The 12,478-nt window shown below is 62.2% G+C and carries 11 protein-coding genes; 5 read left to right on the top strand and 6 right to left on the bottom strand.

The window, feature by feature from the left end:
• Positions 1-35: 35 nt before the first annotated feature.
• A complete protein-coding gene (locus ACFI9K_RS03545; protein WP_462662262.1) occupies positions 36-1,046 on the bottom strand; it encodes an aldose epimerase family protein in 1,011 nt (336 codons plus the stop codon).
• Positions 1,047-1,253: 207 nt separating this feature from the next.
• Here ACFI9K_RS03545 and fdhA point away from each other — a divergent pair, with 207 nt between their 5' ends.
• The 5 genes from fdhA (at position 1,254) to ACFI9K_RS03520 (ending at position 7,192) form a co-directional block, all read left to right on the top strand.
• On the top strand, positions 1,254-2,471 hold the full coding sequence (gene fdhA / locus ACFI9K_RS03540; RefSeq protein ID WP_462662261.1) for a formaldehyde dehydrogenase, glutathione-independent: 1,218 nt from the start codon (positions 1,254-1,256) through the stop codon (positions 2,469-2,471).
• Positions 2,472-2,680: 209 nt separating this feature from the next.
• Positions 2,681-3,235 carry a nuclear transport factor 2 family protein gene (locus ACFI9K_RS03535; protein WP_462662260.1) on the top strand — a complete coding sequence of 185 codons (555 nt, stop codon included), beginning with the start codon at positions 2,681-2,683 and terminating at the stop codon, positions 3,233-3,235.
• 170 nt (positions 3,236-3,405) lie between these two features.
• Positions 3,406-4,776: an MFS transporter gene (locus ACFI9K_RS03530; protein WP_462662259.1), complete on the top strand. Its 1,371-nt coding sequence runs from the start codon at positions 3,406-3,408 to the stop codon at positions 4,774-4,776.
• 49 nt (positions 4,777-4,825) lie between these two features.
• On the top strand, positions 4,826-6,526 hold the full coding sequence (locus tag ACFI9K_RS03525) for an amidohydrolase (protein WP_462662258.1): 1,701 nt from the start codon (positions 4,826-4,828) through the stop codon (positions 6,524-6,526).
• A gap of 66 nt (positions 6,527-6,592) precedes the next feature.
• The gene (locus ACFI9K_RS03520; protein WP_462662257.1) at positions 6,593-7,192 is read left to right on the top strand and encodes a TetR/AcrR family transcriptional regulator; all 600 of its coding nucleotides are present in this window, start codon (positions 6,593-6,595) and stop codon (positions 7,190-7,192) included.
• 59 nt (positions 7,193-7,251) lie between these two features.
• Here ACFI9K_RS03520 and ACFI9K_RS03515 read toward each other — a convergent pair whose 3' ends face one another.
• The 5 genes from ACFI9K_RS03515 to ACFI9K_RS03495 form a co-directional block, all read right to left on the bottom strand.
• Positions 7,252-8,646, bottom strand: a complete 1,395-nt coding sequence (locus tag ACFI9K_RS03515) for a flavin monoamine oxidase family protein (RefSeq protein ID WP_462662256.1) — start codon at positions 8,644-8,646, stop codon at positions 7,252-7,254.
• A 261-nt stretch (positions 8,647-8,907) separates the two neighbouring features.
• A complete protein-coding gene (locus ACFI9K_RS03510; RefSeq protein WP_462662255.1) occupies positions 8,908-9,864 on the bottom strand; it encodes a PDR/VanB family oxidoreductase in 957 nt (318 codons plus the stop codon).
• Between the two features lie 9 nt (positions 9,865-9,873).
• A complete protein-coding gene (locus tag ACFI9K_RS03505) occupies positions 9,874-10,614 on the bottom strand; it encodes an SDR family NAD(P)-dependent oxidoreductase (RefSeq protein WP_462662254.1) in 741 nt (246 codons plus the stop codon).
• Complete coding sequence (locus ACFI9K_RS03500; RefSeq protein ID WP_462662253.1) at positions 10,611-11,123, bottom strand: aromatic-ring-hydroxylating dioxygenase subunit beta; 513 nt, start codon at positions 11,121-11,123, stop codon at positions 10,611-10,613. The genes ACFI9K_RS03505 and ACFI9K_RS03500 overlap by 4 nt, the downstream gene beginning before the upstream one ends.
• On the bottom strand, positions 11,116-12,414 hold the full coding sequence (locus ACFI9K_RS03495) for an aromatic ring-hydroxylating oxygenase subunit alpha (protein ID WP_462662454.1): 1,299 nt from the start codon (positions 12,412-12,414) through the stop codon (positions 11,116-11,118). Before ACFI9K_RS03495 ends, ACFI9K_RS03500 begins: the two co-directional genes overlap by 8 nt.
• Positions 12,415-12,478 lie beyond the last annotated feature (64 nt).

The raw sequence follows: 12,478 nt of genomic DNA, 5'->3' as shown, positions 1-12,478 counted from the left end.
AACCAAGAATTCCTCGACGAATTGTGAACGCTCACTCAATTCTGGAGTGCAGAGAACCTCCACTCGATCACGGACCGGTACGTCTGGCCCGGTCGTAGTACTGCGGAGGGAAAGTTCGGGTGATTGGGCGAATCGGGGAACAGCTGAGGTTCCAGCGCAATGCCGTCACCCTGACGCAGCATCGCGCCACGCCGAGATACATCGCTGCCGTCCAGGAAGTTGCCGGTGTACACCTGGACCCCTGGCTGATCGGTCCACAGTTCCAGGGCCGTTCGGCTGCTCGCGGAACTCAGAATCGCCGCACGCCGGAACCCCGAACCGTCGACGACGAAGTTGTGGTCGACACCGCGGGCGGTCAACAACTGTGGATGGGTGGCTCGGGCCAGGTCTCCGACGCGTCCGGGTGTGCGCAGATCGAGGGAGGTGTCGGCGACGGAGTCGATGTCACCGGTCGGGATTCCCTGGGCATCGACCGGGGTGTACGCGGATGCGAACACCTGCAGGGTGTGCTCGTCGATGCCGTGGCCGTCGAGATCGAAGTATGCGTGCGACGTCAGATTGACCACCGTCGCCGCGGTGGTCGTCGCGGTCAACTCCAACCGCACACTGTCGTTCGTCACGGAGAACCGGGCCTGCGTGCGGACTTCGCCTGGGTAGCCCTGATCGCCGTCGGGGCTGATCACCTCGAATTCGACCGAGTTCGGCGAGTGGTCGACGACGGTCCAGCGCCGTGAGTCGAAGCCGTCGGTTCCGCCGTGCAGGTGGTTGTTGCCGTCGTTGACGGTCAGCTGCACAGGTTTCCCGTCGAGCTCGAACCGGCCATCCTCGATTCGGTTCGCGTACCGGCCGACCGTGGAGCCGAAATAGGCCGTGGATGCGCGCAGTTCGCTCTCGCCGGCCACTCCGACCAGTACGTCACGTCGCTTTCCGTCGCCCCCTGTCACCGACATTCGTTGCAGTGTCGCGCCGTAGGGGAGTACCTCCACCTCCACCCCGGGCGCGCGTCCGATGGTGATGGTCCTGTCGTGATCGTCGTCGGTAGGCACCGGTCGACGATAGCGCCGGGCAGGGGAATCGGTCGGCCGATTGCCACGTGCGGCGGGCGGCGCACCCAGCATTCGCACGTGCGCATACTATGGTGTGATGCAGGCCACATCGCTGTGCATCGACCGTCGAGCGGGCACGGAAACGGTTGAGTTGCAGCGAAACTCGGCCTGTCGATCGAAGCGGGATACCGTCGAACAGGAGAAGTCGTGGCAGACAACAGAGCAGTGACGTACGCCGGACCAGGCAAGGTCGAGGTTCAGGACATCGCCTTTCCCGGCCTGGAACTCACCGACGGCCCCGGAGTGAACCCGGCCAATGTCGGCCGCAAATGCGAACACGGAGTGATCCTCAAAGTCGTCTCGACGAACATCTGCGGAAGCGACCAGCACATGGTGCGTGGGCGCACCACGGCGCCGGAAGGGCTGGTACTGGGCCACGAGATCACCGGCGAAATCGTCGAGGTCGGCCGAGACGTCGAATTTCTGAAGGTCGGAGACATCTGCTCCGTACCGTTCAACATCGCGTGCGGGCGATGCCGAAACTGCAAGGAGCGTAAGACCGGCATCTGCCTCAACGTCAATCCCGATCGACCCGGTTCTGCGTTCGGTTACGTGGACATGGGCGGTTGGGTGGGCGGCCAGGCCGAGTACGTCATGGCACCGTACGCGGACTTCAATTTGCTCAAGTTCCCCGATCGTGACCAAGCCATGGAGAAGATCCTGGACTTGACCATGCTCTCCGACATCTTCCCGACCGGATTTCACGGAGCGGTCACCGCGGGAGTGAAACCCGGTGCGACGGTGTACATCGCAGGTGCGGGCCCGGTCGGTCTCGCCGCCGCCGTCGGTGCGCAACTGCTGGGCGCATCGGTGGTGATCGTCGGTGACATGAACGCAGACAGGCTGGCGCAGGCGCGAACATTCGGCTGCGAGACCGTCGACGTGGGCAAGGGTGCGCCGCAGGATCAGATCGAACAGATTCTCGGAGTCCCGGAGGTCGACGCTGCGGTGGACGCGGTGGGATTCGAGGCTCGCGGTCACGGCGGAGACTCGTCTCACGAGGCTCCGGCCACGGTGCTCAATTCGCTGATGGACATCACCACCGCGGGCGGTGGCATCGGGATCCCCGGGCTCTACGTCACCGGCGACCCGGGCGGTGTGGACGAGGCCGCACAGCGCGGTGCTCTCTCGCTCAGCCTCGGCACCGGGTGGGCGAAGTCGCTCTCCTTCGCCACCGGGCAGTGTCCGGTGATGAGCTACCACCGCGAACTGATGAATGCCATTCTCAAAGAACGAGTGTCGATTGCGAAGGCAGTGAACGCAACTGTCATCACTCTCGACGACGCTCCTCGCGGCTACCGTGAGTTCGACAGCGGCGTCGCGCAGAAATTCGTCATCGACCCGCACGGCATGATCGCGAGCTGAGACCCTAGCGCGTTACCACGGCCGCCCTCGCCAGCAAATCTGCGAGGGCGGCCGTTCTCGTGCGCGGTTGTTCTCGTGCACGGTCGAGTAATTCACGTGGGGACGGAAAAGCACCACAGCTCTGAAGGATTTGCCTATGTCGCCCAGTCCCGGCCGCACCTAGCGTCGAGTCGAACCAGTCCGTGACGTGGTGTTACCGAGGAGATCGAATGACCGACGCAACCATTGCCCAACTCACCGCCCGGCTCGAGGCGCTCGAGTCCGAGGCGGACATCCGACGCATCCAAGCCCGCTACATGTTTCTGTGCGACACCCCCTGCCCGGAATTCGGGGTACGCGACGACGCACATCGGATCGAACTCGTGCTGGATCTGTACACCGAGGATGCGGTGTGGGAAGGCGTGGGTGAGTACTACGACGGCCAGTTCGGTCGCGCCGAAGGCAAGGATGCCATTCGCGCGCACTTCAATCGCTTCTGGGGCGAAAAGACCGACCCGGCACTGCTGCTCAACGCCCACTACCTCACGTCCGAACAGATTCACGTGCGTGGAGACGAAGCCGACGGTCTGTGGATACACATGCAGCCCTGGCTCTTTTCCGACGGCCGCGCTCTGCTGCGTTCGAGCCGACTGAACAACGCCTTCCGCAAGGTCGACGGCCGTTGGCTCATTTCGCGGACTCGAACCGAGAACGTCTTCGTCGCGCCGCTGCCGAAGAATTTCGCCGAGGCCTACCCGAGCGAATCGGTGCTGTTGAAGCCCTGACGTATCGACGTGGAAATGTCAATAGGGATCTGGAATCGCACGTGTAAAGGAACCTTCGAATCAGCGAACTCACGCTGAAAATTTGTCTCGCATGTTCGACAGTGTTCACTACAACGCCGCGAGCACAACCCAATTCGTGGCGATCCTCGACCGATACAGGATAGGGACCCATGAACGACGTCACCTCTACGACCGACACGAATTCTCCTCCGGAGCGCTCGAGTTTGATGCGCATCGCGTTCGCAAGTGGTGTCGGTACATCACTCGAGTTCTACGACTTCGCCATTTACGGTACGGCGACTGCTCTGGTGTTCACCGATACTTTCTTCCGGACCGGAAACGCATGGTTCGGAACATTCATGGGCCTGGCCACATTCGGTATCGGCTTTCTCATGGCTCCGCTTGGAGCAGTGTTGTTCGGGTGGGTGGGCGACACCTACGGCCGACGTCGTGCGCTGCAGTTGACGTTTCTCGGAATGGGCGCTGCGACATTGATCATCGGGCTGCTGCCGACCTATGCGCAGGTCGGTGTCGCTGCTCCAGTGTGTCTGGTGCTTCTGAGGCTGGTGCACGGTTTGAGTCGAGGCGGTGAAACAGGCGGTGCCGCCGTGCTGGCGATCGAGCATGCACCGGACGAGCAGCGAGCACGGTACGGAGTCTTCACCGCTCTCGGCTCACCCGTCGGCACGATCCTGGCCAACGTCACGTTCGCCTTGGTGCTGCTGCTGCCGGCACAGACCGTTCAGGACTGGGCCTGGCGCCTACCGTTCCTGCTGGGCGGGGTGGTGCTGGTCATGGGGCTGTGGGTCCGCAAAGGCGTGCACGAGAGCCCGGTGTTCCAGAAGATGATCGCCGAACGCGGCGAGGAAGCCGTGCGAGCGCAGATGCCGTTCAAGACGGTCGTCAAGAGCAATTGGCGTCGCCTTCTGCTCGCCGCCGGAGTGAACGTCGGATTGAACTCCACGACATTCGTTCTCGCGATCTTCATGCTGTCCTACGCCACCGCCGACGCGCCCGAGGGACTCGGTCTTCCACGAACCGACATCGTGTTGGGCAGCATCGCGGCGTTGGTGCTCCACGGTGTCGCCAACGTCGTTGCAGCGCTCGTCTCCGATCGAGTGGGACGCCGGCCGGTCATGATCGCCGGCGCTCTGGCCACGATCGCCGCTGCACTGACCATCTTTCACATGGCGCAGTGGGGAACCGTCACGTCGGTGGTCATCGGATTGATGATCGGATTCACCACCACCGGATTTCTCTTCGGCCCGATGTACACGTACTTCACCGAACTCTTTCCCAAGGAGCAACGACAGACCGGAATGGGCATCGCTTTCCATGTCGGTGCCGTACTCGGTGGCGGAATAGCACCGCTGGTGGCGAACCGCATCGTCGCGCTGACCGGAGATGCAACCAACATCGGCTACTACCTGGCTGCGGCGTGCACCATTTCGCTCGTCTGCCTGTGGATCCTGCCGGAGACGGCACCGGCTCGACTGGCGCGCCGACGGAGCAATTCCTCCGAATCGATTCGCACTTCTTGATTTCCGTAACGGTCGTCATCATCGACGGCCGACGACACGAAGGAATTTCATGAATTACGCTCATACGGTCTACGTCAACGGCCGTGTCTTCACCGTGAACGACGATTTCACCATCGCGTCGTCCATCGCGGTCACCGGTGATGTCATCACCGCTGTCGGTACCGACGACGACGTCGCCGCGTACGTAGGGCCCGATACCGCGGTGATCGATCTCGCGGGTAACACCGTTCTGCCAGGTATCAACGATTCTCATCTGCACGCAATTGCCTTCGGGCTCGATACCCCACCCCTGTCTTTGGACGTCTCGTATCCGACGGTGCAGTCGATCGCGGACGTCGTCGCAGCAGTGAAAAAAGCAGCCGACGCGGCGTCGGAAGGTGAGTGGATCATCGGAACAGGTTGGGACGAGGGCTATCTGAACGAATGCCGCGATGATGCGAGTCGATCCCCGAACCGATGGGATCTCGACGCAGTGTCCCCGCACAACCCAGTGTTTCTGCAGGATTTCTCACGGCACACTTCCTGGGTCAATTCGGCCGCGCTGCACGTGGTCGGCGTGGACGAGAACACCGTCGTTCCCGAGGGTGGCCGCGCGGTCAGTGATGCGCAGGGAAAGCTGACGGGCATCTTCATGGAAGGCGCGCAGTCTCTGGTTCAGGCCGCGCTACCGATTCTCGACGAGGCCCGCCGTGACAAGGCGGCCCGATCCGCGATCGCCACGCTGCAGCGCGAGGGAATCACCAGTTTCACCGACCCCGCGCTCGGCCCGGGCGGAGAAGCGCTTGCAGGCGGCGCCATGGGCAGCGGTGGCCTTGCGACCTACGCGAAACTCGCAGCCGCAGACGAACTCGGGATCAGGGTGTCGGTACTGCTCCTGCCCTGCGGAATGAGCGGCACGGCAGCCGAGTTCGCCGAAAACTTGGCGAGCATCGAGGCTCCCACAGGCCCGGACCCACGGAAGTTCCGAGTGCTCGGTGTGAAGGTGTTCGCCGACGGTATACCGCTGAGCAAGACGGCGTGGATGCACGAGGAGTACGTGGGTGGCGGCTGCGGATCACTCTGTGTCGGTGGCGAAACCGACGAGCGTCGCGTCGAGGAGGTCACCGAGATGATTCGACGAGGGCACATCGAGGGCTACCAGGTGGGAGTTCACGTCACCGGTGACCGAGCGATCGACACGGTGGCGTCGGCATTGATCGCAGCACAGCGCGACCACCCGCGGCCCGATCCCAGGCACTACCTGATCCACGGCGACTTCATCTCTCGCACGACACTGGACAAGTTGGCCGATGCGGGGATCGGGGTCAACATGAACCCGACCATCAAGTGGACGATCGCCGACCTCGAACCGGATTTCGTCGGCACCGAGCGCGCCGCGTACGAATTTCCGTACCGAAGCGCCGTGGATTCCGGTGTTCGATTGATGAGCAGTTCGGATGCTCCGGTCACGATGCCGAATTGGCGACAGGGCCTGTCGACGATGATTCTTCGCGAAAGCAAGGCGTCGCAGACCGTCAGTGGCCCGGATCAGACCATCTCGTTGGAACAGGCATTGCGTACCTACACGATCGAGGCGGCGTGGCAGGACTTCGCCGAGGAGTGGAAGGGATCGATCGAGGTGGGCAAGGTTGCCGATCTCACTGTGATCGAGGGGAATCTCGAGACGATCGATCCGCACGACATACCTGCAATGGCGGTGCTGCGCACAGTAGTCGGCGGCACCACAGTGTACGAGCGCGACCAACGGTAGCTCGTCCCGGCTACGGTCCTCGTCTTGGTACGGTTGGCTTCCAACCGCAGCCGAGACGAGGACGCAATGCCGAAGGTGGTCGATCGCGACGAACGTCGACACACGATCGTCGCCGCCGCATGGCGGCTCATCGCGGCGCGCGGAATCGACGGCGTCAACATGCGAGATCTTGCCGCAGAGGCCGGGTACACCAATGGAGCGCTGAGCCGGTATTTTTCCGGTAAGGACGAAATACTCCGTGCGGCATTCGAGTTGGTGCTCGAGGAGACGAATACTCGAATCGAACGCTCGGTGCGAACACATCGTGGATTGAAAGCGCTGCGCAAGGTATGCGTCGAGATCATGCCGTTGACCGAGGAGACTCGACTCGAAGCGCGGATCGCCATTTCTCTGTGGCAGCGTGCGCTGACCGACCGGAACATGGAGAAGGCGAACAACGACATCGTCGGTCGGTGGAGTGCACGGATTGCCGCGCATCTCACCGAGGCGGTCGAGGACGGCACGTTGATCGATATCGACGTCGAGGTCTATGCAAGCCTGATCATGACCACGGTCGTCGGACTACAGGTAACAGCAGTGCTCGGGCACCCTGGTACGTCTCGAAAGGCGCAATTGGCGTTGCTCGACGCCATTCTCGACGGGCACCGGGTCACCCAGAAGGTGTGACCCTCCGGGTGCCCGGTACGTGGAGATGCGCCGCTTCCCTGGACGCCCCCACGACGATGTCAGCCGGCAGTGGTGGCTGACACGCGGTTCAGATCGGCGATCAATGCACGCGCAGTGGTGATTCCGGTTTCGATCGCTCCGTCGACGACGACTCCGTTCCATCCCCTGGCGAAGTCCGCCCCTGCAAACCGCAACCGAGTGTCTCTGCCGTGGAAAGACTTCCAGCCTGTCGTGAACTGTCCGGAGCGTAGCGTCGCCCAGGTTTGTCCCGACCATTCGTCAGCGGCCCAATCGTGACCACCACAGTCGAGAACCTGCATGCCGGTGTCCCATACGTCGAGCGCCTTCTGCGCGGACGCCGTGTCGTCCATATCGATCGAAGTATGGTCCGATCCGAAGCCGACGAGGATCGTCGCGTCCTCGTCTTCGAGGAAGTACTCCGCGCGCAGCAACGAGATCGGATGCTCACCGGGAGCTCCTGCGATCACGGAGTGGTGACCGGCGACCTTGACCCAGATCTTGAACCCGGTGGAGTTCGAGCCGTCCCGGATGAGGGTCTGCTGTTCCGATCCGAGCGGCGGCGAGAAGGTGATGTTCTTCAGCGCGCCGATCGGGACGGTGACGACGACGGCGTCGGCCGAGACGACGGTCCCGTCGGCCAGGGTCACCGAGGACGACGTGGCACCGTGCTCGATGTGTGTCACAGCGGTGTTCAGCGTGATGTCGCTGCGGATGTCCGCCGCGAGTGCTTCGTACAGCCCACGCATTCCGTCGACGAGTTTGAATCGAAGTGTCTGCTCGTCCATGAGTGAGCTTCGATGGTCGCTCAGGGACGCCCAGTGCTTGGCCATCAGCGGCGATGCCGTCGCCGTCGATCCTTGGTAACCGGCGGACCAGTACGAATCGGCGAGGTCGATCTGTTCTCTGGTGAAGTCGCCGTTCCGAAGACAGTCGAGCACGCTGCCCTGATCCGCTGCGAGAAAGCGTTCGCGCAATTCGTCCGACGTGTTCGGATCGTCGAGAACCTTCAACGGCTCGTGTGGATATGGGAAGAACTCGCGAGACCCCTCGAAGATCTTGTCCTGAATTTCAGCGAGTGCGACGTCGAGATCGTGCTCGGTGCCGGAATGGACGGTGCCCTCACTGACCCAGTAGGCGTTCTCGATTTCCGGGCTGGGGTAGATCTTCTGGTTGTAGCGCGTGATCTCGGTCCACACGAACGGCTGCATCCAGTGCACCCACGTGGCACCCATCTCCAATTGGTGGCCGCCCAGTATCGAGTTGGTCCACGCTCGTCCGCCGATGCGGTCACGGGCCTCGAATACGGTGACGTCGTATCCCGCATTCTCGAGTTCTCGGGTTGCGGTCAGGCCGGCGAATCCGGCTCCGACCACGATGACCGACTTGCGGTCGACCGAGCGAGGGTTGCCGGGGGTGGAGGTAGGTGCAGTCATGTCGATTGAGCTTTCTGATTGGGTGTGTTGGTCGGTAAAAACAGCCACGTCGACGTAGGCATCCGTTCTCGACGGAAACACGTCTGTCGAACGACAATCGATGGGTATCAATGGAGTTCGGCACCGAAACAAACCGGACCAGCGGCGCGACACGGTGTGATCGACAGTATCCACTGTGCTCCCAGTCACCTTGATTGTCAACGTTTGTAGATAAAAAAACTCCCTCGCCGGGTGGCGAGGGAGTGCGCGGTCCGGTGCAGATCAGAACAGTTCGATGACCAACTTGCTCGACTTCGCTCGCGAGACACAGAGGGCCATCTGATTGCCCGCGGCCTTGTCGGCAGCCGAAAGGCAGTTGTCTCGATGTTCGGGTTCGCCTTCCAACACACCGGACACACACGAGCCGCAGATGCCTTCTTCGCACGACTTGAAGACCTCGATGCCGTTCTCCTCCAGCACCGAGAGAATGGATCGGTCGGCAGGTATCTCGAAACTCTCCCCAGTATCCATTTCCACGGTGAACGCGGTGTCAGCCGATGTGTCTATGTCGGTGGCCACGAAATGTTCGATGTGAACGTTGTTCGCACCGACGGTCGGCGTGAAGATCGACGCGACCGAATCCATGAAACCCTCGGGGCCGCAGGTGTACACAGCCGTTGCCGAGCTCGCCGAGCCGGCGAGCTCGTCCAGCACCGTTCGCTGTTGCTCGCGGGTCACTCCGATATGGAGGTGGACACGGTCGCGAAATTCTGCCCTGTCCTCGAGCAACGCGAGGAACGCAGTGTGCTCTCGGCTGTGCGAGAAGTAGTGAAGCTGGAAATTCGAGCCACTGTCGAACAGGTGATAGGCCATGCTCAGCAGGGGAGTGACGCCGATACCGGCAGCGATCAACAGATGTTCATCGGCGTCCGGCACCACCGAGAGAATGTTCCGTGGTTCGCTGATCTCGAGAATGTCGCCTTCTCGGATACGGTGCAACGCTTCGGACCCACCGCGAGAGTCTAGTTCGCGTTTGACCGCGATGAGCAGCGAATCCGGTTCGGTCGGGGGACCGCACAGCGAGTACTGTCGCAGCACACCCGTCGGACCGGTCACGTCGATGTGGGCACCGGCCTGGTACGGGCCGAGGGCACCACCGCCGTCGCGGACCAGACGCAGCGAGCGGATGCTCGGAGTCTCGTCCACGACCTGTGAAACAACTACTTTGACACTGGACACGGCGTTTTCCTAACGCATGTAGAGGCCGCCGTTGGCGTCCCAACACGCACCCGTGACCGACGCGGCCGCAGGGGATGCGAGCAGGGAGACCATCTCGGCGATGAATGCCGGGTCGCCCAGACGACCGACGGGGATGGTGTGGGCATACGACTCGATATTCGCCTCGCCGACGATCTGCCGAACGATCGGCGAGTCCTGAGGTCCCGGTGACACCGCGTTCACGGTGACCCCGGAGGTGGCGAGCTCTCGGGCGAAGACCTTCGTCAGCGACATCACGGCACCTTTCGCCGATGCGTAGTGACCGCCGGTCGCAGTACCGCCGTTCTGCCCGGCCAGGGAAGCCATGTTGACGATTCGGCCGTATCGGTTGCCGGCCATGTGGCTACCGAAGACCTGGCACGCAGTGAAGGTGCCTTTGAATCCGACTGCCATGACCGCGTCCAGTTCGTCGGCCGTGATGTCCATCAACGGCCGTGCCTGCGTCTTCGCGGCATTGTTGACCAGCACGTCGACCGATCCGAAGTCGCGCACCACGTCCGACAGAAGAGTTTCCAGCGCACTCCGGTTGCTGACGTCCACCTGATAGCCGCGGACCGAGTCTTCAGGACCCAGTTCGGTTGCCAGCGCATCGGCGGAGGCCCGATCGATATCTGCGATGGCGACCCGGTGCCCGGTGGAGTGAAGTTTGCGCACGATGAGCTCGCCCAGACCGCTCGCACCACCGGTGACAACGGCGATCGGTGCCTTCACAGCAGGAATCCGGCTGCGGGAACAGCGTCTTCGCAGTCGACGAGGCGAATTACCTTGAGCACGATGCGGTCTGCCGTGCCGTCGTTGCCCAGCCGAATCCGATATTCCACATCGCCTGCCCACAGGTCATGTTTGCCACGCTTGTACGCAACGACGATCTGCGAGGCTCTGAGGTGAACAGTGTTGTCCTCACACGATTCGACCACGAAACGGGAGACGGTTCGGGTGGTGACCGCGGCATCCACAGCGGCCAGTGCATAGCCCTCGGTCATCCGGACCACCCGCATGTCGCGCATACGCGCGTCGTCGTAGATCATGTTGAGTCGGTTGTCGAAGTCGTCTCCGGTCGCATCGATCGGCACGACGTACTTACCGTCCTCGGAATACAGGTCCTTCCACGTCGGATACTGCTTGCGATCGAGCAGATCCGCCTCACGCCAGACCAATTCGATGGCTCGTACGACTCGGGTATCTGCGAGCGACAGTGTTGCAAGGGCGGTGTCAGTCATTGCTCATCATCTCTTTCCACTGTGCGTAGGCCGCGCGCATACCGGTTTCGTCGGTGACGTGCGAGGTGGGCCACCCTTCGACGCTCGGCTTCTCCCGAGCGGCACCACGATTGACGAGGATGGGCATGTCGGGAGCGCCCTGAGCGCCGCGTTGCACGCGATCCCACCCTTCGGCGTCATCGGGTGTTCCGAAGCCGAAAGGCCCCTGGAAATGCTCGTGTACTCGCAGTCGAGCCCGGTTGACCGGGTCGACCACCTCGGCCGGTCCGTCAGGGCCGATCGCCAGATGCTCGATCGTCGTCCCGTCGACAGCGGTGGGCTCGAGTACGCGGAAGAACGCGGCCGACATGGACACGTTGGGGAAGAGATTGAGATTGAAGCCGGTGCCGTGCATGGCGCGAACGATCTTGCGGATTGCCGGCTCGTCCAGACCGGCGGCGGACAGCTCCGCGACGAGGTCGTCGAAGCGTGCCTGCAGCGGCTCGGATCCGTCGTCGGCATCGAGATCGGAATGTTCGGGCACCATCTGCATGACGCTGTGTCCGTTGCCGAGATCGTGAGTGACCGCTTCCGGGTTGGTCATGAACGACATCATGTCTGCCGTCTCGGCATCGACCGACGCCATCCACGATCGATGCACGATGGGGAAGTGGTAACCGTCCGTGGTGTTCTCGAGCTGGATCTTCCAGTTGCCGGCGAAGCGGAATTTGTGCGTACCCAGAACCTTGAGGGGGTAGCCACCGCCCTGCTTCATGAACCGATCGATCCAGAGCTTGGCGTCGCCGAGGAAGTCCTCGAGGGATTCGATGTCCTGGTTGAACGTCGCAAAGATCATGCCGCCGTAGGACTCGGTACGCAGCTTCTTGAGCGAGAGTTCACCCTTTTCGATGACCCCCTCGTAACCCTCGGGGTACGGAATTCCGCGCAGCTGGCCGTCGAGGCTGTAGGACCAGGCATGGTACGGGCACGTGAATCCGTTTGCTACGCCGGTCTTCTGCTCACAGATGCTGGCACCTCGATGCCGACAACGGTTGAGCAGTGTGTTGACCTGCCCCTTGCGGTTCTTGGTCACGATGACCGGCTGTAGGCCGACGTGAGTGGATTTGAAACTGCCCGGCTTGGGCAGTTCCGATTCGTGGGCAACCCAGATCCAGGTGCTCTCGAATATCTTGGTGATCTCCTCGTCGAACACGTCGGGGTCGGTGTAGATCCGACCCGCGACACGATCGCCCATCACCAGGTCGGATGCCGCGAATGTCGGTGCGGTCTGTTCGGTGTCGTGCACGGTCATCGATATCTCCAAAGGTTCGACGTCGTCGAGGTTGTCAGTGGTGGCCACCGAATGACGCGGCTGG

It is taken from the genome of Rhodococcus sp. PSi06 (genome assembly GCF_054960675.1).
The sequence above is the reverse complement of the archived record's forward strand: the minus strand, read 5'-3'. Positions and strand labels throughout refer to the sequence as shown.

Excerpts from the sequence above, each read along its gene's own strand:
- ACFI9K_RS03535 (WP_462662260.1), top strand. The coding sequence starts at position 2,681 with ATGACCGACGCAACCATTGCCCAACTCACCGCCCGGCTCGAGGCGCTC.
- ACFI9K_RS03530 (WP_462662259.1), top strand. The coding sequence starts at position 3,406 with ATGAACGACGTCACCTCTACGACCGACACGAATTCTCCTCCGGAGCGC.
- ACFI9K_RS03525 (WP_462662258.1), top strand. The coding sequence starts at position 4,826 with ATGAATTACGCTCATACGGTCTACGTCAACGGCCGTGTCTTCACCGTG.
- ACFI9K_RS03520 (WP_462662257.1), top strand. The coding sequence starts at position 6,593 with ATGCCGAAGGTGGTCGATCGCGACGAACGTCGACACACGATCGTCGCC.
- ACFI9K_RS03515 (WP_462662256.1), bottom strand. The coding sequence starts at position 8,646 with ATGACTGCACCTACCTCCACCCCCGGCAACCCTCGCTCGGTCGACCGC.
- ACFI9K_RS03500 (WP_462662253.1), bottom strand. The coding sequence starts at position 11,123 with ATGACTGACACCGCCCTTGCAACACTGTCGCTCGCAGATACCCGAGTC.
- ACFI9K_RS03495 (WP_462662454.1), bottom strand. The coding sequence starts at position 12,414 with ATGACCGTGCACGACACCGAACAGACCGCACCGACATTCGCGGCATCC.